At 32.5% G+C, this 21,315-nt stretch carries 19 protein-coding genes; 6 read left to right on the plus strand and 13 right to left on the minus strand.

Features of this window, described 5'->3' with window-relative positions; translation table 11 throughout:
• The first annotated feature begins 127 nt into the window (after positions 1–127).
• Positions 128–949, plus strand: a complete 822-nt coding sequence (locus tag OD803_RS05355; protein ID WP_262732625.1) for a glycosyltransferase family 2 protein — start codon at positions 128–130, stop codon at positions 947–949.
• Here the strand turns inward: OD803_RS05355 and OD803_RS05360 are convergent.
• Together OD803_RS05360 and OD803_RS05365 are read right to left on the minus strand one after the other, a co-directional pair.
• Positions 946–2,013 (minus strand): glycosyltransferase family 9 protein, encoded by a 1,068-nt coding sequence (locus OD803_RS05360; protein WP_262732626.1) that lies wholly within the window; start codon positions 2,011–2,013, stop codon positions 946–948. The genes OD803_RS05355 and OD803_RS05360 overlap by 4 nt on opposite strands.
• Positions 2,014–2,063: 50 nt before the next feature.
• Entirely contained in the window at positions 2,064–2,879 is an 816-nt protein-coding gene (locus tag OD803_RS05365) for a 2,3,4,5-tetrahydropyridine-2,6-dicarboxylate N-succinyltransferase (RefSeq protein WP_262732628.1), read from the minus strand.
• Positions 2,880–3,111: 232 nt separating this feature from the next.
• Here OD803_RS05365 and ruvX point away from each other — a divergent pair, with 232 nt between their 5' ends.
• The 5 genes from ruvX to mazG all read left to right on the plus strand — a co-directional run bounded on the left by ruvX (position 3,112) and on the right by mazG (position 6,301).
• Positions 3,112–3,522 (plus strand): Holliday junction resolvase RuvX, encoded by a 411-nt coding sequence (gene ruvX, locus OD803_RS05370; RefSeq protein ID WP_262732629.1) that lies wholly within the window; start codon positions 3,112–3,114, stop codon positions 3,520–3,522.
• 114 nt (positions 3,523–3,636) lie between these two features.
• Positions 3,637–4,233, plus strand: coding sequence for a T9SS type A sorting domain-containing protein (locus OD803_RS05375; protein ID WP_262732630.1), 597 nt, complete (start codon positions 3,637–3,639; stop codon positions 4,231–4,233).
• A 112-nt stretch (positions 4,234–4,345) separates the two neighbouring features.
• Positions 4,346–4,936 carry a peptide deformylase gene (gene def, locus OD803_RS05380; protein ID WP_262732631.1) on the plus strand — a complete coding sequence of 197 codons (591 nt, stop codon included), beginning with the start codon at positions 4,346–4,348 and terminating at the stop codon, positions 4,934–4,936.
• 63 nt (positions 4,937–4,999) lie between these two features.
• Positions 5,000–5,425, plus strand: coding sequence for a DUF5606 family protein (locus tag OD803_RS05385; RefSeq protein WP_129760430.1), 426 nt, complete (start codon positions 5,000–5,002; stop codon positions 5,423–5,425).
• Between the two features lie 102 nt (positions 5,426–5,527).
• On the plus strand, positions 5,528–6,301 hold the full coding sequence (gene mazG, locus OD803_RS05390) for a nucleoside triphosphate pyrophosphohydrolase (protein WP_262732632.1): 774 nt from the start codon (positions 5,528–5,530) through the stop codon (positions 6,299–6,301).
• Positions 6,302–6,493: 192 nt separating this feature from the next.
• Here the strand turns inward: mazG and OD803_RS05395 are convergent, their stop codons facing one another.
• The 11 genes from OD803_RS05395 to OD803_RS05445 form a co-directional block, all read right to left on the minus strand.
• The gene (locus OD803_RS05395) at positions 6,494–8,494 is read right to left on the minus strand and encodes a DUF349 domain-containing protein (protein WP_262732633.1); all 2,001 of its coding nucleotides are present in this window, start codon (positions 8,492–8,494) and stop codon (positions 6,494–6,496) included.
• 87 nt (positions 8,495–8,581) lie between these two features.
• The gene (locus OD803_RS05400) at positions 8,582–9,319 is read right to left on the minus strand and encodes a shikimate dehydrogenase family protein (protein ID WP_131507725.1); all 738 of its coding nucleotides are present in this window, start codon (positions 9,317–9,319) and stop codon (positions 8,582–8,584) included.
• Complete coding sequence (locus tag OD803_RS05405; RefSeq protein WP_262732635.1) at positions 9,312–10,331, minus strand: DUF368 domain-containing protein; 1,020 nt, start codon at positions 10,329–10,331, stop codon at positions 9,312–9,314. Before OD803_RS05405 ends, OD803_RS05400 begins: the two co-directional genes overlap by 8 nt.
• Positions 10,332–10,333: 2 nt before the next feature.
• Complete coding sequence (locus OD803_RS05410) at positions 10,334–11,254, minus strand: DUF368 domain-containing protein (RefSeq protein WP_262732636.1); 921 nt, start codon at positions 11,252–11,254, stop codon at positions 10,334–10,336.
• A 45-nt stretch (positions 11,255–11,299) separates the two neighbouring features.
• Positions 11,300–12,703 (minus strand): tetratricopeptide repeat protein, encoded by a 1,404-nt coding sequence (locus OD803_RS05415; protein WP_262732638.1) that lies wholly within the window; start codon positions 12,701–12,703, stop codon positions 11,300–11,302.
• A gap of 171 nt (positions 12,704–12,874) precedes the next feature.
• Positions 12,875–14,053, minus strand: coding sequence for an aspartate aminotransferase family protein (locus OD803_RS05420; RefSeq protein WP_262732639.1), 1,179 nt, complete (start codon positions 14,051–14,053; stop codon positions 12,875–12,877).
• A gap of 1 nt (position 14,054) precedes the next feature.
• Positions 14,055–15,749 carry an OstA-like protein gene (locus OD803_RS05425; protein WP_442899854.1) on the minus strand — a complete coding sequence of 565 codons (1,695 nt, stop codon included), beginning with the start codon at positions 15,747–15,749 and terminating at the stop codon, positions 14,055–14,057.
• Between the two features lie 228 nt (positions 15,750–15,977).
• The gene (locus OD803_RS05430) at positions 15,978–17,252 is read right to left on the minus strand and encodes an adenylosuccinate synthase (protein ID WP_262732642.1); all 1,275 of its coding nucleotides are present in this window, start codon (positions 17,250–17,252) and stop codon (positions 15,978–15,980) included.
• Positions 17,253–17,268: 16 nt separating this feature from the next.
• A complete protein-coding gene (locus OD803_RS05435; protein WP_129760439.1) occupies positions 17,269–17,715 on the minus strand; it encodes a Fur family transcriptional regulator in 447 nt (148 codons plus the stop codon).
• Between the two features lie 25 nt (positions 17,716–17,740).
• Complete coding sequence (locus OD803_RS05440; RefSeq protein ID WP_262732643.1) at positions 17,741–19,951, minus strand: RelA/SpoT family protein; 2,211 nt, start codon at positions 19,949–19,951, stop codon at positions 17,741–17,743.
• A 97-nt stretch (positions 19,952–20,048) separates the two neighbouring features.
• A complete protein-coding gene (locus tag OD803_RS05445; RefSeq protein WP_262732644.1) occupies positions 20,049–21,281 on the minus strand; it encodes a M48 family metallopeptidase in 1,233 nt (410 codons plus the stop codon).
• Between the last annotated feature and the right edge of the window lie 34 nt (positions 21,282–21,315).

The raw sequence follows: 21,315 nt of genomic DNA on the forward strand, positions 1-21,315 counted from the left end.
GTAAAAGTACGTATTTTGTAATTATTCAATAGCCATATCAATAGTTTTAAAACCCCTTTTTCAAAATATAATGTATACTATTTGCTTATATTTGCACCAATTAATTATATAAGAAAAACCCAATTAAATGGCATTTCCTAAAATAACAGTTATAATCGCTACGTACAATAAAACCGATTGGTTAGAGAAAGTACTTTATGGTTATAGTGTGCAAACCTATAAGGATTTTGATATTATAATTGCTGATGATGGCTCTACTCATGAAACCAAAGAGCTTATTGATAGGTTTAAAGCAGATTATCCTGTAGAAATCACTCATGCTTGGCATGAAGATAAAGGATATAGACGCCAAAAAATATTAAATGAAGCCATTGTAATGGCAAAAAACGAGTATATCCTATTTACTGATGGTGATTGTATTCCAAGAGAAGACTTTGTAGAAACGCATGCTAAATTTGCTGAACAAGGGTATTTCTTATCTGGTGGTTATTGCAAATTACCAATGGATATTAGCGAAACCATAGCTGAAGATGATATTAAATCAAAACGTTGTTTTGAAGTAAAATGGTTAAAATCTCAAGGAGAACTTAACTGGAAAAACAGGTTGAAGCTTTCTGCTAAAAATGGGTATGCTGATTTTATGGATAAGATAACACCAACAGGAGCAACATTTAATAACTGTAATTCTTCTGCTTGGAAAACCGATTTAATTGCCATTAACGGTTATGACGAACGCATGCAATATGGTGGTCCTGATAGAGAATTGGGAGAGCGCCTAGTTAATAATGGAATTAAAACAAAACAAATACGCTACAAAGCCATATGTTTACATTTGGATCATGCTAGAGGTTATAAAACACAAGAGTCTCTAGATCGTAATTTAGCCATTAGAGCTAAAGTGAAAAAAGAAAACTTAAAGTGGACTGAGTACGGAATTAAAAAAGGTTAATTTAAACGTTTTAAAAACGTTTTTAATTCCTCATCAAAATACGTTGGTTTAAATTGAGAATATAATTCTGTAGCTTTAGATTTTAATTCCTTAGGATGTTTTATGTTTAAATAAGGCTCTTGATTATAATCTTTTAAGTGAACCGAAACATGGGTTTTACCATCGTCAAACATATTCCAAGCTTCTTTTTTTATCCATGGAGAAAATATAGTAAACGTTGGAATGTGTAACGCTTTGGCCATATTAATTGCACCACCTTCGTTGCCTATTAAAGCATTGCAATGAGAAGTTATTGCTAAAAAATCTCTCAAGCTTTTTCCAAACACTTCAAAATAGATTTGCGTTTTGGTTTGAGCATTACACAACTCATAAATAGCTTTGGCGTCAGCTTCTTGCTTAGGGATATAATTAAATAATAGTTGAGCTTCAGGTTGCTCATTAACAATAGTATCTATCGTTTTTGCCATATACTCAAAAGGATATGTTTTGGAGCTACCACTTCCCAAAACACCTATCATGTATAAAGGTTTCTCTAAACTAATATCATGACCGAGTAAAAAGTCTCTAGCGTTTTGCTTTTCAGAATCAGTAAGATGAATTTTTGGTCTAACAATATGTAAAGGGTCAATTCCTAAAGGCGTTAATAATTGCAGTCTGTTTTCTATAGCTAATCCTGCATTAGTATCAGCTTTCAGTTTATTTTTAAAAAGATGATTGTAAATTAATGCGTTAGGACCTTTGTCTAATGAAATTCTGATTTTAGCTTTCGTAAAATAACTTATGATATTACTAGATATTTTAGAGTAAACATCTATTACAGCATCATAATGTTCCTTTTTTAGCTGTTTCGCAAATTGATATAGTTTTAGCTTGCTTTTTTCGAGTTCGGGTGTAAAAAAATGAAACTTATCAATAAAAGGATGGTTTTCAACAACAGGATAGGTGTGAGAGTTAATAACATAATGCACTTCAGCATCAGGGTATTTTTGCTTTATAGCCTCAAACAAAATGCTTGTTGCCAAAACATCACCTATCATTTTTTGTTGAATGATTAAAACTTTCAAACTTTAAGTTTTCTAAAAATCATTAGCAGAAACACTAACTCAGTTTAAATTTACACAGCAACGTCGTACTCTCTTAAAGCATCATTAAGAGAAGTTTTCTTGTCAGTACTTTCTTTACGCTTACCAATTATCAATGCACATGGCACTTGGTATTCGCCAGCAGCAAATTTTTTGGTGTAACTTCCAGGAATAACAACTGAACGTGCAGGAACAATACCTTTCATTTCAACAGGTTCATCTCCTGTAACATCAATAATTTTTGTACTCATAGTCAGTACAACATTAGCACCAAGTACAGCTTCTTTTTCAACACGAACGCCTTCAACAACTATACAACGACTACCAATAAATGCACCATCTTCAATAATTACAGGAGCAGCTTGTAAAGGTTCTAAAACTCCACCAATACCAACACCACCCGAAAGGTGAACGTTTTTTCCTATTTGAGCGCAACTACCCACTGTTGCCCAGGTGTCAACCATAGTGCCTTCATCAACATAAGCACCAATGTTTACATAACTAGGCATTAATATAGTGCCAGATGAAATATAAGCACCATGTCTTGCTACAGCATGTGGTACTACTCTTATGCCTTTTTCAGCGTAGTTACGTTTTAAAGGAATTTTATCATGAAACTCAAAAATACCAACTTCTAGCGTTTCCATTTGTTGAATAGGGAAATACAATACCACAGCTTTTTTAACCCATTCGTTAACTTGCCAACCGTTAGCGGTAGGTTCGGCAACTCTTAATTCTCCAGCGTCTAGTAAGTTAACTACTTTTCTAATGCTGTCAATTGTGTTTTGGTCTTTTAAAAGTGCTCTGTCTTCCCAAGCATTTTCAATAATGGTTTGTAATTCTGTCATTGGTATAATTTAAGTTTTAAACTAGCTACAAAGATAGTTCTATAATTTTAAGAGAAAAAAATAAAAATAATATGTGACCTATCCGTTTTGTGTGTGTCTTAAAAATGATTAATGAGTGGTTTTGTTTAGTTAGAGGGAAATTAAATCATCAGTTAATTAATAGCTAATTATTTTAATAACTCTTCCTTTTTATAAAGGGAGAGTTTTTTATTATGTTACCTTTGCAATCAATATGGCAAGAATTTTAGCAATAGATTTTGGTACTAAAAGAACAGGAATAGCTGTAACTGATGAGTTGCAAATTATAGCTTCTGGGTTAACAACTGTTGAAACTAAAGACTTGTTTGCTTTTTTAAAAGAGTATGTCTCTAATGAATCTGTAGAGCTATTTGTTATTGGAGAGCCTAAGCGTTTAAATAATGAAGCCTCTGAAAGTGAGGTAGCTATTAAACCATTTATTGATAAGATTATGAAGACTTTTCCTGATATACCATTTACAAGAGTTGATGAACGTTTTACTTCTAAAATGGCGTTTCAAACCATGATAGATAGTGGGTTAACTAAAAAACAACGAAAAAATAAAGCCTTAGTAGATGAAATTAGTGCTACAATAATACTTCAAAGTTATCTATATTCGAGATAAAATAGGGCTGTAAAGTGTATTTTATCAGTAAATTAAGGTATTTCAACTAAATTATTTTAGGCATTTGCTCCTGAGATATATGTTTGGCTTGGTAATTATTTAAAACCCCAAACTATGAAAAACAACTACTATTTATTTTTATTACTTATAATAGGCCTATTTGGTTTTAATAAAGTAAACGCGCAATCTTGCCCTCCAACAGGATTCTCTAATGGATCTTCATTGTATTTCTTTTATGACTCAGGAACTTCTCTATGTGAGAACAGACCAACTACTGTAAATGTAGGAGCTAGTGTTTTTACACTATCTAGTTGTGATGACGAGTATTCTATTTATGGATTAACATCTGGAGACCCAGTTGCTCCACCAAACACTTTTACTGCTGATTTTGGTTATGCAACTTGCGAATACACTGACGGAACACTTACTAACGAAACATTATCGATAAAACAAGTTGAAGCAATTTTTAATTCTTTAAGACTGTTTCCAAACCCAGTAACTACTGGAAATACATTAAACGTAAAGTTTCAATCTAATGTTTCGGCAAGTATTAATATATATTCAGTAACAGGAAAACTGGTTTTAGCTGAAAATACTGATAACTTAAGTGTAAAACCTTTAAGTATTTCTAATTTACCTAACGGTATTTATATGGTTCAAATTACATCTAATAATCTATCTATTTCAAAGAAGGTTGTAGTAATGAGATAAAAAAAAATCAAACTCAAATATTAGACTCCTTACCATGTAAGGAGTTTTTTTGTGCTTAAAAACTTCAAAAAAGGCATAAGAATTGTATTTTTGCATCCGAAAATAAGAATTTATGATTTTACCTATTGTTGCCTATGGCGATTCTGTTTTAAGAAAAAAAGCAGAAGAGATTACTAAAGATTATCCTAATCTTAATGAACTTATTGATAATATGTACGATACTATGTATGGTGCGTATGGTGTAGGTTTGGCAGCACCACAAATAGGGTTGCCAATACGTTTGTTCTTGGTAGATACTGAACCGTTTTCAGAAGATGAATCGCATACTGAAGAAGAAAAGCAACAATTAAAAGCTTTTAAACAAACTTTTATAAACGCTAAAATTTTAGAAGAAGAAGGTGATGAATGGGCTTTCAACGAAGGTTGCTTAAGTATTCCAGATGTAAGAGAAGATGTGTTTAGACAACCAAAAATAAAGATTCAGTATCAGGACGAAAATTTTGATACACATGTCAAAGAGTTTGATGGTTTAATTGCGAGAGTTATTCAGCATGAATACGACCATATTGAAGGTGTTTTATTTACTGATAAGTTATCGTCATTTAAAAAGCGACTTATAAAAGGAAAGCTAGCTAACATATCAAAAGGAAAAATAAAGATTGACTATAAAATGAAGTTTCCTTTAATGAAAAAGAAACGTTAATAGTTTTAATTCTTATTCACAAAAAATTATATTTGCCCACAACAAAAAAAGCCTGTTTAACACATGAGTTTAGATAAAATTCTTTCTATTTCCGGAAAACCTGGATTATTTAAAATAGTAACGCAAACACGTGGAGGATTAATTGCCGAATCATTAATTGATAAAAAAAGACTATCAGTTAACATACACAGTAATGTAAGTGTACTTAGTGAAATAGCTATTTATACACTATCAGAAGAATTGCCACTATACAAAGTGTTTCTTAAAATAAAAGAGAAAGAAAACGGGCAAACTACATCAGTAAGTCATAAAGATGGTAAAGATGCCTTAGAAGAATATTTCTTTGAAGTTTTACCAGACTATGACGAAGATAGAGTATATGCAAGCGACATAAAAAAGATTGTACAATGGTACAATTTACTTCACCAACACAACCTGTTGGAAAACCTTGAAGCTCTTGAAGATTCAACTTCTGAAGAAGAAGAATAACAACTTACATTTTTTGGTTAATATGTTTTAATAAACATGTAGTAATACATGCTTTACTAAATAGCTATTAATCGTATTTTTGGGTCTTAATATTATCAAAACATGACAGATAAAACCCAACAATTAAAAGCATTTGAGCGTTTGTTAATCATTATGGATGAGTTGCGTGAGCAATGTCCGTGGGATAAAAAACAAACTATGGAATCCTTACGACACCTAACCATTGAAGAAGTTTATGAGTTAGGTGATGCTATTTTGGATAATGATTTAGATGAAGTAAAAAAGGAGCTAGGTGATGTGCTTTTACATATTGTATTTTATTCAAAAATAGGAAGCGAAACCAACCATTTTGATATTGCTGACGTTTGTAATAGCATTTGCGATAAGCTTATTGATCGTCATCCGCATATTTATGGAGATGTAAGTGTCGATAATGAAGAAGATGTAAAACGCAATTGGGAACAGTTAAAATTAAAAGAAGGAAAGAAAAGCGTATTAGAAGGTGTTCCAAGAAGTTTACCAGCAATGGTAAAAGCGAGTAGAGTACAAGATAAAGTTGCTGGAGTAGGTTTTGACTGGGAAGAGCCTCATCAAGTTTGGGAAAAAGTTGAGGAAGAAATCCAAGAATTGAAGCATGAAGTAGATAGTGGAAATAGAGAAAATATGGAGAATGAATTTGGAGATGTTTTATTTTCTTTAATAAACTATGCAAGGTTTTTAAAAATTAATCCTGAGAATGCTTTAGAGAAAACCAATAAAAAATTTATTAAAAGATTTCAGTATTTAGAAGAAAAAGCGAAGTCACTAAACAAAAGCTTACAGGACATGAGCCTAAGAGAAATGGACGTTTATTGGGAAGAAGCAAAAAAAATATAACTTTTTTTCACTTTGCGTGATCCAAACATGTAAGATAATACGTATATAATACAGATAGAAACTTGAAATTATAGTTTCATAATCATAAGTAGGTAGTCTTAATTATATTTTAAGCGGATGTGATTAAGATTCAAAATTTAGTTTAGTTAGGGGTCACAATCCTACCTGTTTTTAGCAGGTAGGATTTGATTTTTAATACATATCCTTAAGTTTTCTGAGCTTTTCTTCCCAAATGCTCAGATTGTTTTTATGGTTTTCAATATTGTTTAAAACATCTTTTACCATAGGATTGCTTTCGTCAACATTAGAGAAAAACTGAAGATTGTTTTCTAGCTGGTTGATTTCTCCTTTTACTTCGTCTATTTTTTTACGAATAAAATTATGTTCATTATCAAGAAGTCTAGTATCATCAGGTTGTGATAAGGCTTCAAGTTTATTTTCAAACTTAATCATTTCAATTTCGGTCTTATCCATTTTAAGTTTACCGAACATGTCATCCAAAGCCTTATTGAACTTTCCTTCAATATAACGTTTACTGTGAGGAACATTGCCTAATGATTTCCACTCGTCTATTTTAGCTTTTAAAGTTTCAATATCACTCTCTGGTGTTCCTGATAATTTTAAATCTTTTAAGGCTTCTAAAAACTTAGACTTCTTTTCATAGGCTTCAAATAATTCTTTATTAGCAGCATTACGCTCAGCATGAAGTTTATCGAAGTAATGATTGCAAGCAGCTTTAAACTTGTGCCAAATTTTGTCACTGTCTTTTCTTGGAACATGTCCAATTTTTTTCCAGTCACTTTGAATTTTCTTCATTAAAGGTGTTACAGTTTCAAAGTCTTCACTGTCCTTATTGTCTTCAGCAATTTTTATTAAGTCTAGCTTTTTCTGAAGATTATCATACTGTTCCTTTTTTAAGTTTTTATAAAAGGAATTTTTCTTTTTGTTAAAAGCTCTAACTGATGCTTTAAATTTTGCCCAAGTAGCTTCATTAACTTTAATTGGTACTTTTCCAGCATTAAAGAAATCTTGTCTTAAGGCTTCAATAGTTTTTATTTTCTTTTGCCATGCTTGATGCGTGTTGGCGTTGTCTTGAGCTACTGCATCAATCTTTGCGATAATTTCTTCTTTACGCTCTAAGTTAGCTTCATAGGCCTTATCTAAATCGGCATAATAAGCTTGTCGTTTATCATGTATGGTTTTAGTTGCATTACTAAATCGATCCCAAATGTCTTCTCGATGTTCTTTAGCAACAGGACCAAGGTCTTCTTTCCACATTTTATGTAGCACTTGCAATTCTCTAAACGCTCTGTTTACGTTGTCATCTTTTGCAAGTTCTTCAGCGCGCTCAATAATTTTAAGTTTTTGATCCAAGTTGTGTTTAAAATCCATATCCCTCAAATCACGATTGAGATGTAGGAAATCATAGAAAATCTCAACATGGTGATGGTACGTGTTCCAAGCATTATTGTACTTATCTCTTGGAATAGGACCAGCATTTCGCCATTCTTCTTGTAGTTCTTTAAAGTGCTTGTATGTTGTGTTTATATTTTCTTCAACATTAATAAGTCCTTTAATCTCCTCAATAATTCTTAAACGATTTTCAAGGTTAGATTTTAAACTGCTTTCTAGATTTTTGTAGTAAGCGTTTAGGTTACTTTTATACTCTTTATAAAGTGAATTGAACTCTTTTTTTGTTGGAGTAGAGTACTTGAAATCTATTTCATTACCACCATCGTTAATGAATTCTTCTTTTTTCTCTTCAAGAAGTTCACTGAATTTAGCATTGAATTCAGATCTTATCTCATCAACATGAGATTTTATAGTTTGAACTTTTTGTTGTTTAAGTAAACTGTCAAATTCTTTTACCAACTGCTCCATTGACATGGCGTGGTAGTCTTTTTCTTCTAGTGTGTGTCTTTCACTATTGCTTTCATCTTCAGCGTCTTCGGCATTAGACTCGTCAATTTCATCTACATGAGAGTTGGGTTTTTCTTCAACAGTCTCAGTTTTGGTCTCTTCATTAGTTTCAACCTGTTCTGAAGTAGAATTAGTATTCTCATCAGTTGTTGGGTTTTCTAATGACGTAGCATCTTGAGTTGTTTCAGCTCCAGTACTTTCAGTAGCTTGGTTTGCAGTAGCTTTTGTTTCTTCGTTTCCATCTGCATTTTGCAGGTTATCTTTCTCTGACATTTTACAATGTTTTTAGTTCTAAATACTTAAAAAGCTAATATACTAACAAGTCACTGAATTACAAAAAGGAATAGAAATTTTGGTACTTTATTTAAGATTCCAAATTTTCCAAGCTTTTTCGGCTTGTAGCTCTAGCATTTTATAGCCATTACAAGTTTGTGCACCTTTTATGTCACCACAAGTTAAAAACTTTGTTTGATCAGGATTGTAGATTAAATCGTAAAGTATGTGGTTAGATGTGATGCCATCGTAAGGAATATCAGGACATGTGTTAACGTCTGGATAAGTTCCAACAGGAGTACAGTTAATGATAATTGAGTATGAGCTTATGATTTGATCGGTTAAATCTGAATACAAAAATTTAACTCCAGATTTTGGAGTTCTAGACACATAATCAAAATCTATTTTTAATTTTTTAAGCGTGTATGCTATAGCTTTTGAAGCTCCACCTGTTCCTAAAATTAAAGCAGAAGTATGATGAGGTTTTAATAAAGGTTGTAACGATTTTTTGAATCCGTAATAATCCGTGTTGTAGCCTTTAAGTTTTCCTTTAGGAGAAATTCTTATAGTATTTACAGCTCCAATTTTTTTCGCTCTTTTGTTAATATCGTCTAATAGAGGAATTACAGCCTCTTTGTAAGGTATAGTTACGTTTAATCCTACTAACTTTTTATTGGAAGCAATAATATCTTTTAATTCAGAAATTGCTTTGATGTCAAAATTTTCGTATTCAAACGGAAGTTGTTCATTTTCAAATTTTTCAGTGAAATATTTTTTGGAAAATGAATAGGAGATATTCTTACCTACTAATCCTAATTTATGCATTTATCTTTCTGGTTTTTTGTCCGTACCATTCCAACGCCAAAACTATTAAAATTCCTATTAAAACAAACAAAATTGCAATGTATGTTTCGTTGTTAAGTTCAGGAATAAATCGTGTGTAGTTTTCTATAATTTTTTGTCCAGTAGAATCTAAAATAAAATTACCTGAAGTGTTTTGTTTGTAAACAATCTCTTTCCAAGGCCAAACAACACCAAGAGAGCCAATAATAAAACCAATTATTGTTGCTGTGGTAATGCTTTTATAATGTTTTAAAATGTAATTAAGTATGTGCGAAAATGTTACTAATCCAGTAACTGAACCTAAAGTGAACACACCTAAAACTTTTAGCATTCTTATTCTATTTGCATCGTGAACAAACTCAAAATTGCCGCTAAAAATTTCAGAAAAAGTATCATATAACGCATTAACGGAGTCCACTAGAAGTAATACGTAATTTCCTAAGAGAATTAATATGAAAGAGCCAGAAAATCCAGGAAGTGTCATTCCTGAAACGCTAATGATTCCACAAAAAAATACAAACCACAGATTGTCATTTTCTTTAGCAGGATCTAAAAAACTAATACCAACACCTAAGGCAATACCTACAATTAAAGAGAGTATTGTTTTATAATTCCAGTCTTTAAAATCTTTGTTTATGTAATAAATGGAGCCAATAATCATCCCAAAAAACAAACTCCATACAAAAAGCTGATAATGCTCCAGGAAGTAATCCAATATTTTAGATACGCTAAAATAACTTACCAACATCCCAAAAAGGAGTAAGGTAAGAAACCGACCGTTTATGTAATTGTAAAAACTCTTAAACCTACCGTTGAATAAAAGTTTAAAAGCTGTTTTGTTTACCTTTTGAAGTGAGTATATAAACTCTTCATAAAACCCTGCAACAAAAGCAACCACACCACCAGATACTCCAGGAACCTTATTTGCGGCTCCCATTGCTAGTCCTTTAATGACCAGAAAGAGTTTGTCTTTAAAAGTTCTGGTGCTTTGCATTGTTATTGTTTTTTAGAACCTAACTTTTCAAGTATAAAAATTGTAGAAAAACCTACAATCATTAAAACAATGGCAATTGCTAATTTAGGATCTCCATCAAAGTTAAAAGGAGATATGCTTTCTTCTAATAAAGGAATTTGTTCTCCTTTAGAGTTTGTACGCCATGTTAGCACTTTTTTCCAAGGCCAAATTTTGTTTAAAGACCCAAAAATAAAACCAGTAAGAATAGCTAATGTGATATTGTGGTAGTTTTTGAACAACCACTTTAAAACGCGACTAAAACTCAATAAACCAACAACTGCACCAACAGCAAAAATTAGTATTTTTTTTATATCAAAGTCATGCAAAGCATCACTTAAGGTTTTGTATGCTCCAAGAATAACAAGAATGAATGAACCCGAAATACCTGGTAAAATCATAGCGCAAATAGCAATAGCTCCAGCAAAAAATAAAAACAAAGGATTGTCATTATTAGCCATTGAAGGTAGTGTTGTAATATAATAGGCGATTAAGGCTCCAGCTATTAGAGAAATAATAACTGCTAAATTCCATTTTTGTATTTGCTTACCTACAAAGAAGATACTAGCTACAATTAACCCAAAAAAGAACGACCAAATTAAAATAGGATGATTTTCTATAAGGTATTTGGCTAATCGCATAAAGGACACAAAACTAATAACAATACCAGTTAATAGTGCCACCAAAAAGTTACCATTAAGCTGAGTCCAAAAGGCTTTAAAACCTTCTTTTCTAAGAGTTGTAATTAAAGATAAGTTAACGTTGCTAATTGTGGTAATTAGTTCTTCGTAAATACCAGAAATAAAGGCTATTGTTCCGCCAGAAACTCCAGGAACTGCATCTGCTGCTCCCATGGCAATACCTTTAAGTGAAAGGATGAAATAATCTAAAAAGCGTCTTTGCATTTGTTATTTTAAAAATAAGAAACGTAAAGGTATGGAATTTTCGCTTTAAGCCTTTTTAGAATTTGAAATAATCTCTTTTACAGAAATTTTATTATAAACTTTCGGGAAAAGTTCTTCTAGTATGTAATAAAACTCATCGTCTAGCAACAAGCCATTTTTTAAATGGTAATGCGCTTTTTCTGATTCGTGTAAGGTAAAATATAAACCAGCTAATCTAAACTCAATTTCAGGTGTTTCAGGATAGAATTCTGCAGCTTGAATTAAGTTGTAAATAGAAGCTTCAAACTCACCTAAGCTGATTAGAATATCAGACCTAGATAACCAAGTTTGAAGTTCATAATTGCCAAGTTCTAATGTTTTTTTGTAGCCTCTTTCAGCTTCTTCCAAAAAGTTTAACTGATGATTGATTTGTGCATACAGTTTCCAGTAAATCACATTTTCACAATCAATATTTATTGCTTTGTTGATGTAATAAAGCGCTTTTTGGAAATTTCGTTTCTTATTATAAAACTTAGTAATGGCAATCCATCCTTTATCTAAAAGCGGATCTTCGTGTACAGTTTTGTAAAAATATTGAACCGCTAAGTCGTCATTGCCTAATTTTTCATAACAATGACCAATTCTTAACAGGGCAAATGATGTAGGCTCGTCAAGTGCTAAGGTGATTTTATAATTTTCAATAGCATTATTGTACTGTTGTTGCTTTTCTAAAACTTTTCCTTTTTCAAGATAAGCACCTACAAAGGTATCGTCTGATATTATAGCAAAGTCAAATGCTGCTAATGCTTTTTTATAGTCTTTAATTGCAAAGTATTGTTTACCTAATTGATGCCATGCAACTTCGCAATAAGGATTGCTGTCTAAATATTGAGTTAAGAAGTTGATAGCTTCTTCGTTTTGGTCAAGAAAATCAAAACAATAAATAATATTATACAAAGCAGAGTAATCGTACATGTCTAATTCAAGGCACTTGATAAAATACTCTTTTGCTTCTTCAAACTTATCCAAAAACAAGTATTCCATACCAATGAGTGCGTATAAATCGGAATCATCCTCGTCATTATTACTCAGTTTTAAAGCAATCTTTAACGTGTTGATTGCCATTTCGTGTTCATCTCTTTTAGAGAGAACATTTGCTTTTTGAACATAAATTTCTTCGTTAGAAGGTTCTATTTCATAAAGTTCATCAAGAATTTTGTCAGCATGTTCTAGCTTGTTTTCAATAACATAAATCTCAACCTGAAAAAGTTTAAGGTTAACTGACGTTGGATGTTGCTCTAACCCTAATTTGATGGCCTTTTTTGCGAGGGCAATTTTACCAATTTCCAGATAGTGCTGGATTATGTTTTCAAACTCATTTGAATCAAAAAACAACACATTGTTGGTTTTTAGCATTGACTCAAATCTTGTAAGCGATAAGTTGTTTTCGTCACTGCGACTGAACTCCATAGGCAGGTATAATTGTTACTTGTAATAAATTTACTGTTCTATTGACGCAATTGAAGTTTTTGCGATGAATGTTTTTAACAAATTAATTAACAGGTGAATTTTTATTTTATGTAAATGGGTTTTATTTGCTTTATATCAGTGTTTTAGGTAGTGTTTTTAGAGCAAATAAGATTAAGAAATTGAGTCTAAAACTTTAAGTATTATGTCACAACCTTTAATAATTTCTTCGTTTGAAATGGTTAATGGAGGCGTAATCCTGATGGCTTTTGGCTCAAAAAGTAACCAAAAAAGTATTAATCCTTCGTCTTGACACTTTAAAATAACTTCATTTGTTATGTCTGCAGAAGGTGTCATTGCAGCTAGCATTAATCCTTTTCCTCTTATTTCTTTTATTAAAGGATGCTTTAGTTTTTTACGTATTAATTGCTCTTTTTCTAAAGCTTCAGTCATTAAATTACTTTCAGTAATTTCTTTTACTGTAGCTAAAGCTGAAGCTGCAATTACTGGATGTCCTCCAAATGTAGTGATGTGTCCTAGTTTTGGGTTTTCAGTTAAATTAGACATCATGTCTTTAGAAGCTGTAAATGCACCAATAGGCATTCCACCACCAAGGCCTTTACCTGTAACCAAAATATCAGGAACACAGTTGTAGTGTTCAAAACCAAATAGTTTTCCTGTTCTGCCAAAACCAGGTTGGATTTCGTCTAATATCAAAACAGCACCAACAGCTTTACACTTCGCTTTCACCTTTTGTAAGTAATCATTGATAGGTTCAATAAAACCTGCACCTCCTTGTATGGTTTCTAAAATTACTGCTGCAGTTTTTGTGGTAATTGTATTGATGTCAACTTCGTTATTGAATTCAATAAAATGGATATCAGGTAGTAAAGGTCTAAACGCTTGCTTGCGTTCTTCGTAACCCATAACACTCATGGAACCCATAGTATTGCCATGATAAGCATGTTTTGCAGCTATTATTTGACTTCTACCTGTAAAACGTTTGGCTAGTTTTAAAGCGCCTTCAATAGCTTCGGTACCAGAGTTTGTTAAATACGTTGTTTCAAGTGACTTAGGTAAATGTTTAGCTAAAAGTTTAGCAAGTTCTACTGCTGGTTCTTGAATGTATTCGCCATAAACCATAACATGCATATATTTATCCAGTTGATTTTTTATGGCGTTAACAACTTTTGGGTGATTGTGACCTAAGCTATTTGCTGAAACACCAGCTACAAAATCTAAATATGCTTTATTGTTTGAATCATAAATATAACTACCATTAGCATGAGAAATTTCCATAGCTAAAGGATGTGGACTCGTTTGCGCTTGGTATGTGAAAAAATCTGATTTCATGTTATTGCTTATCCTTTTTAGGCTTAACCACCTTTTTTAGAGGTGTGTTTTGAGTTTTAATGGAATCTCTTTTTTGCAATACTTGTTTAGGAATATTACGAGCAGCTTTGTTTACTTTTTTAGGGTCTTCGCTTTCAGCTTCGTCAACTCGGTCTAACAATGCTTCATCAAAAAACTCTTCTTCAGGAACAAACTCTCCTAGTCCTTTTATGATAGGAAGTTCTAGTGGTGGATCGTCTTTAAAAAGGTCTTCAACACTAGTTGGACGTTCTTCTTCTCGCCAATCAAAGCCTCTAAGTCGTCTAGCATTTTCAGGGAATTGAGACTCAGGAAATAAGTCTCCATCAACCTGATTGATTAGTCTAATTTCATTGATAGTATTATCTGAAATTTGAATATTGATACTACCAGACTTTGACTTGTTTATTCCAATAAGTTCATTTTCTCCATCTCTAGAGAAATAGATGATTTCAGCATTTTTTATGATATCAACATTATATAATTCGTTATTTTTAAACAAGCCATATAGTTTTTGCCCCTTAATTTGATTAAATCCTGTGCCTAAAGTGTCTTTACTTATTAAAAAGGCATTGTCAAATACTTTTAAGGAATCTAGTTCTTCGGTTTCAGTGTTTGAAATTAAGTGAATGGTGTCTCCACTCATTTGATTACCTAAGTTCCATAATATAGGTTTGCGCTTAGTAGCAAAAGCATCGGTTGATGAAAAGCGTGATAAATTGATAAGCTCGGTCAAACCTGTTTTATGGTCAGCATGAATAGAATCTGCTTTTCCACTTAAATCGCTTTTGTAAATTTTAGCATTATAATAAGCTCTTGTAATTCGATGTTCGGGTTTACCAGTAACCATAAGCGTGTCACTGTGTATGTAAATGGAATCGTTTTCTTGTACTGTAATAGCTAAAGCACGTTTGGTGATGAACACAGAGTCTTTTTCTCTAAATACTTCGGCATAATGTCCTTTAATGATACTTTTATTTGTGGTATCTGTAACTTTTATGTTATTGGTTGCAGAAGCAAAACTTCGGTTTCGATCAAAGAACATACTATCACCTTCAAAAATTCGATTCTCATAATCTATTCTTGATTTTTTTACGAAATAACCAACATCATTATTGGTGTCATAAAATCCTCTTTCGCAATAAATGTTTGAAGCTTCACCTTTAATGGTTGTTGGACCATAAAGGTAAGCGTGACCACTTTCAGAATAAAAATCTAATTGGTTGGAATTAATTGTATAATCAGGATTAACCAATACCACGTCTTTTAAAAAACGGTATTTTTTGCTGTCCATGTAATAACGACCAATTTGACTAGTAATAGTACCAGAAGAGTCTCTAACCACTTTTCCTTTGCTCTTATAATAAGCTTGTTGTTTTGCTCGATCAAAAAAGAGCGTGTCAGTTGTTAAGGTAGATTGCGGTTCGGTAAGTACAACGTCTCCACTGGCAAAAGCTAGTTTTGTAGTTCCGCTATATTCAACATACTTAGCAGTCATGTTTATAGTATCTCCTTGCTGCATTCTTACATTACTGAATGCTTCAATAAAGTTTTCGTTTTTATAATAAATGGCTTTATCACACCACATGTTTACACCATCATGAGTGACATGAATTTGTTGCTGGTCATTTCTTACAAATGTTGCAATGTCTTTACCAACAGTAGAATCAGCAACCATAAAACCAGCATGCTCAATTTGTATTCTTTTACCTTCTTGAGCATAACTTTTAGTGACTACAAAAAGTATAAGTATAGTGTAATAGAGTAGGTTGTGTATTTTCAAGATAAAATTAATTTTTTTCAAAAATAACTATATTCTAAAGGCTTTCGTATGTGTTAACACATTTTTTAACAGAAAAAAGCCTGCTTAAAAATAATGAGCAGGCTTAGTATTTAGGTTTGTAAATTACTTTCTTACAATGGTTTGTTTTCTGTCAGGTCCTACCGAAACAATTGTGATAGGAAGTTCAAGTTCTTTTTCTAAGAAAGCGATGTAATTATTAAGTTGTTTTGGCATTTGAGAAGCTTCAGTCATTTCTGTTAAGTCTTCATTCCAACCGTCAAACTCTGTGTATACAGGCGTTACATTTTTCTCTTCAATATTAAACGGTAAGTGATGTATGGTTTCACCTTTATAGTTATAGGCAGTACATACCTTTAACGATTTAAACCCAGAAAGTACATCGCCTTTCATCATGATAAGTTGCGTAACACCATTTACTTGACATGCATAGCGTAATGCTACCAAATCTAACCATCCGCAACGACGTGGACGACCAGTTGTTGCTCCAAACTCATGACCAACTTTAGCCATAGTTTCTCCATCTTGATCAAATAATTCAGTAGGGAATGGTCCAGAACCCACACGAGTAGTGTAAGCTTTAAAGATACCATACACTTCACCAATTTTATTAGGAGCAATTCCAAGTCCAGTACAAGCACCAGCAGCTGTAGTGTTACTAGAAGTTACAAATGGATAGGTTCCAAAATCGATATCTAAAAGCGAACCTTGAGCACCTTCGGCTAAAATAGATTTGTCCGATTTTTGTGCTTGGTGTAAGTACTCTTCAGAATCTATAAACTGAAGTGTTTTTAAGGTTTCTATAGCATCAAAAAATTCAGTTTCAAGTTCTTTTAAATCGTACTGAATGTCAACATTATAAAATGCTATCATAGCTTCGTGCTTATCTGCAAGAGCTCTATATTTTTCTTTCCAATCGGCAAGTTCTATATCACCAACTCTTATACCATTTCTTCCGGTTTTGTCCATATAAGTTGGACCAATACCTTTAAGGGTTGAGCCTATTTTAGCTTTTCCTTTTGAAGCTTCGCTTGCAGCATCTAATAAACGATGCGTAGGCAGTATAATGTGAGCTTTTCTAGAAATAAGAAGTGATGCTTTGTAGTCCACATCTTGTTCTGCTAATTTATCAAGCTCTTTTTTGAAGATTACAGGGTCAATAACTACACCATTACCAACTACATTTGCAGTATCGTTATGAAAAATACCAGAAGGTATTGTGTGTAATACATGTTTTTTACCATTAAATACCAATGTATGTCCAGCATTTGGACCACCTTGAAATCTTGCAATAATATCGTATTTGGAGGTGAGAACATCAACAATTTTTCCTTTGCCTTCGTCTCCCCATTGTAAACCTAGTAGTAAATCTACTGCCATTATAATTTAGTTAGTGTTATTTGTTTTTAGTTCCGTAAAAATAAAGTGAGTGATTGTTGATTTTTATATCAAAAACTTCTTCGATGGTTTTTTTGATAGATTGAATTCTTGGGTCGCAAAACTCAATAACCTCACCAGTGTCAGTTAAAATAACATGATCGTGTTGTTTGTCGAAGTAAGATTTTTCATAATGTGCTTGGTTTTGACCAAATTGGTGTTTTCTTACCAATCCACACTCTAAAAGGATTTCTATAGTATTGTATAGTGTAGCACGACTTACACGATAGTTTTTATTTTTCATTTTGATGTATAGAGATTCAATATCAAAATGTTCTTCACTATCGTAAATTTCCTGAAGTATAGCATAACGCTCAGGAGTTTTTCTGTGTCCTTTTTCTTCTAAGAAAGCCGTAAAAACGTTCTTTACGATTTCTTGATTACTTTGTTCTGTCTTTACACTCATAATAAGTTGCAAATTTACACATTTTTTACACTCTAGTAACCTTATCTATACCATTAATTTTTTTAAGGTTATCCATAAGTTTTTTTAACATGGAATTGTTTTTAACTACAACGTTGATTTTTCCTGTGAAAACACCATCGTCACTTTGAAAACTAATACTCTTCATGTTAACGTGCATATTTGAAGAAATAATTTTTGTAATGTTATTTACCAATCCTAAATTATCAATACCAGATAATTTTATTTGAGCTGAAAATTCTTGTTGTGAAGAATCTATCCATTTTGCCTGAATAATTCTGTAGGCATAATTAGATTGTAAACTCAAGGCATTTGGGCAATTCTTTTTATGGATTTTTATACCTTCATTAATAGTTAAAAATCCAAATACAGGATCTCCTGGAATAGGATTACAACAGTTAGCTAACTTATAGTCTAGTTTTTCTTCTTCTTTACCAAAAACTAATAAATCATACTTTGAGGTAATCTCATCTTTTTCTATCTCTTCCTTAGAGATATTTTGCCTTCTAGAGATTTTATTTTTGATAAAGCTAACTAAAGCATTGCTTCTAGATGAAGCAAAGTCCTTAAGCATACTATTATCAATAGTGCCAATACCAACACGATAAAATAAATCTAAGCTTGTTTTTAGCTTAAAGTAAACAACCATGTCGTTTACAGCCTTTTCATCAAGGTTTATTTTAAGCTGCTTTAGTTTTCGTTTTAAAATCTCTTTACCGTCTTCAGCAATTGTTTTTTTCTCGTCTTTTAACGACCCTTTAATTTTGCTTCGTGCTCTTGCAGTAGTAGCATAGTCTAACCAGTTGGAGTTAGGTTTGGCATTTTCGGATGTTAAAATTTCAACTTGGTCACCACTTTGCAATTCTTGACTCAAAGGCACCAGTTTGCCATTTACTTTAGCTCCTCTTGTTTTCATACCTATTTCGGTATGGATACTAAAGGCAAAATCTAAAGGTGTTGCGCCTTTTGGTAACGATTTTAAATCTCCTTTAGGCGAGAAGACATAAATTTCTTTTGAATATAGGTTGAGCTTAAACTGTTCAACAAAATCAACAGCATTGGTTTCGTTAGTTTCTAATGCTTCTTGTAGTTTATTTATCCAGGTGTCTAGAGCATCTTCGGTATTACCTTGTTTGTATTTGTAGTGTGCTGCATAGCCTTTTTCGGCGATTTCGTTCATGCGCTCACTACGAATTTGAACTTCTACCCAACGTCCTTTAGGTCCCATAACCGTTATGTGCAACGCTTCGTAACCAGTAGATTTTGGAGAGGATATCCAATCTCTTAATCGGGTTGGGTTGGGTGTGAAGTGGTCTGTAACTATAGAGTAGATTTTCCAAGCTAGGAATTTTTCATTAGCGACATCAGACTTGTAAATGATACGAACAGCAAATTTGTCATATACTTCATCAAAGGTGACACCTTGTTTTATCATTTTTCTACGAATAGAATAAATAGATTTTGGTCGACCTTTAATGTCGTAATTTAAGCCTTCAGCATCTAAAGCATCTTTAATGGTTTTAGAAAAGGTTTCAATGTATTTGTCTTGCTCTTCTTTACTTTCCTTTATTTTATCATGAATATCTCGATAAACTTCAGGCTCGGTATATTTTAAACCAAGGTCTTCTAGTTCGGTTTTTATGTTATAAAGCCCAATTCTATGTGCTAATGGTGCATAGATGTAGAGTGTTTCAGAAGCTATTTTTTCTTGTTTATCACGTCTCATCGCATCCATGGTTTGCATGTTATGAAGACGGTCGGCTATTTTGATAATGATAACTCTAATGTCGTCATTGAGTGTTAATAGCATTTTACGGAAATTTTCCGCTTGGGTGGAGACATCGGTTTCTTTACTTAGCGACGAAATTTTAGTAAGTCCGTCAACAATACGTGCTACAGTTTCTCCAAATAATTGTTCGATGTCATTTTTGGTATAATCCTCATTGTCTTCAACAACATCATGGAGCAGAGCAGCAGCAATAGAGATAGCATCCAAGCCTATTTCTGAAGCGACAATTTTTGCTACAGCTATAGGATGAAAAATATAGGCTTCACCAGATTTTCTACGTTGATCTTTGTGCGCATCAACAGCTACATCAAACGCATGACGGATTAATTTTTTATCGTCATTGGTTAATGTCTGGTAACTTACTTTAAGGAGTTCTTTGTAAGCTTTAGCAATGGCTGCATTTTCTTTTTCTATCTCAACTTCTGTCATAAAACTAAAGTACGCATTAGAAATTTAATGTGCAATTGCTTTTTATGGTTTTATTTAATGGAAAACAGTTGCCAAATCTGTTAAAAATAAATGCTATTTAACCCAATAAATTTCGCATGCGTTGTAACAGTGTTGGGTGTGAATAATGCACAAATACGTAAGCTTTGTGAGGTGTTAAATTGCTAAGGCTGTTTTTGTTTAGTTTTTTTAAAGCTGTGATAAGCGGTAGCGCTTTATAAGTGTTTTTTGCGTAATCATCAGCTTGATATTCAAACTGTCTTGACAGCCAATTCATTACCAGTCCTGTGATTTCAGAAATAGGAGCGTAGAGTAGTCCAAAAGCAACTAAACCAACATGAAAACTGTGTGTGCTTACGCCTAAGGCATTAGAAAGTAATGGATTTGTTATAAAAATGGAAAGCACATACAAAGTAAGTCCTGTAAGTAGTACTGAAGCTACTAAGTTGTAAATAATGTGTTTTCTTTTGTAATGACCTACTTCATGAGCTAAAACTGCTACAATTTCCTCTTCTTCCAAATCATTGATTAAGGTATCATATAGTGTAACTCTTTTTTCATTTCCAAAACCCGAAAAGTAAGCGTTTGCTTTTGTGCTACGTTTTGAACCGTCAATCACAAATATTTTTTCAAGATTAAACCCAACCGATTGAGCATATTCTGAAATTTTATGACGTAAAGAGCTTTCTTCTAAAGGAGTTTGTTTGTTGAATAGTGGTACAATAAGCTTAGCATAAAACATATTCATAAATACCGAGAATATCGTTATGATAGCCCAAGCGTATAACCAAAAATGTTGTTGGGTAAGTTGAAATATGTAAATGATGAGAGCTAAAATTCCACCACCAATAACAGCCATCATTAATACCCCTTTTACTTTGTCTAGAATAAATGTCTTTATGGTAGTTTTATTGAAGCCAAAACGCTCTTCAATCACAAAAGTCTTATAGTAAGAAAATGGAGTAGATAGGATATCACTTCCAAACATGATTATACCAAAAAACACCAAAGCGATTACAATTGAGTTATCGCTGAACCGTCTTGCTAAAACATCAACATATTCGAAACCACCAAAACAAATAAAAGCCAATGTTAAAGCCACCGAAAAAGTTGAACTCCAAACACCAAACTTATAATTGGTGAGTTTGTAGGCTTGCGATTTTTTATATTCAGCGTCATCATAAACATCTTTAAGCTCGTTTGGTATAGCATCGTTAAAATGTTTTGCGTTAAGCGCATCTAGGATTTTATCAATAATAAAATTTACAATGATTATTGCTATTATAATATAAAATAGAGTAGTGGCAGTCATATTAGAATTAATAATTAGTAATGATTGATTATTA

It is taken from the genome of Gaetbulibacter sp. NE (assembly GCF_025548475.1).
Taxonomy (GTDB): Bacteria; Bacteroidota; Bacteroidia; order Flavobacteriales; family Flavobacteriaceae; genus Gaetbulibacter_B; species Gaetbulibacter_B jejuensis.

What these genes read in the sequence shown, in the direction of transcription:
- OD803_RS05355 (WP_262732625.1), top strand. Translation starts at nt 128, where the DNA reads ATGGCATTTCCTAAAATAACAGTTATAATCGCTACGTACAATAAAACC.
- OD803_RS05365 (WP_262732628.1), bottom strand. Translation starts at nt 2,879, where the DNA reads ATGACAGAATTACAAACCATTATTGAAAATGCTTGGGAAGACAGAGCA.
- ruvX (WP_262732629.1), top strand. Translation starts at nt 3,112, where the DNA reads ATGGCAAGAATTTTAGCAATAGATTTTGGTACTAAAAGAACAGGAATA.
- OD803_RS05375 (WP_262732630.1), top strand. Translation starts at nt 3,637, where the DNA reads ATGAAAAACAACTACTATTTATTTTTATTACTTATAATAGGCCTATTT.
- def (WP_262732631.1), top strand. Translation starts at nt 4,346, where the DNA reads ATGATTTTACCTATTGTTGCCTATGGCGATTCTGTTTTAAGAAAAAAA.
- OD803_RS05385 (WP_129760430.1), top strand. Translation starts at nt 5,000, where the DNA reads ATGAGTTTAGATAAAATTCTTTCTATTTCCGGAAAACCTGGATTATTT.
- mazG (WP_262732632.1), top strand. Translation starts at nt 5,528, where the DNA reads ATGACAGATAAAACCCAACAATTAAAAGCATTTGAGCGTTTGTTAATC.
- OD803_RS05395 (WP_262732633.1), bottom strand. Translation starts at nt 8,494, where the DNA reads ATGTCAGAGAAAGATAACCTGCAAAATGCAGATGGAAACGAAGAAACA.
- OD803_RS05400 (WP_131507725.1), bottom strand. Translation starts at nt 9,319, where the DNA reads ATGCATAAATTAGGATTAGTAGGTAAGAATATCTCCTATTCATTTTCC.
- OD803_RS05405 (WP_262732635.1), bottom strand. Translation starts at nt 10,331, where the DNA reads ATGCAAAGCACCAGAACTTTTAAAGACAAACTCTTTCTGGTCATTAAA.
- OD803_RS05410 (WP_262732636.1), bottom strand. Translation starts at nt 11,254, where the DNA reads ATGCAAAGACGCTTTTTAGATTATTTCATCCTTTCACTTAAAGGTATT.
- OD803_RS05415 (WP_262732638.1), bottom strand. Translation starts at nt 12,703, where the DNA reads ATGGAGTTCAGTCGCAGTGACGAAAACAACTTATCGCTTACAAGATTT.
- OD803_RS05420 (WP_262732639.1), bottom strand. Translation starts at nt 14,053, where the DNA reads ATGAAATCAGATTTTTTCACATACCAAGCGCAAACGAGTCCACATCCT.
- OD803_RS05425 (WP_442899854.1), bottom strand. Translation starts at nt 15,749, where the DNA reads ATGGTTGCTGATTCTACTGTTGGTAAAGACATTGCAACATTTGTAAGA.
- OD803_RS05430 (WP_262732642.1), bottom strand. Translation starts at nt 17,252, where the DNA reads ATGGCAGTAGATTTACTACTAGGTTTACAATGGGGAGACGAAGGCAAA.
- OD803_RS05435 (WP_129760439.1), bottom strand. Translation starts at nt 17,715, where the DNA reads ATGAGTGTAAAGACAGAACAAAGTAATCAAGAAATCGTAAAGAACGTT.
- OD803_RS05440 (WP_262732643.1), bottom strand. Translation starts at nt 19,951, where the DNA reads ATGACAGAAGTTGAGATAGAAAAAGAAAATGCAGCCATTGCTAAAGCT.
- OD803_RS05445 (WP_262732644.1), bottom strand. Translation starts at nt 21,281, where the DNA reads ATGACTGCCACTACTCTATTTTATATTATAATAGCAATAATCATTGTA.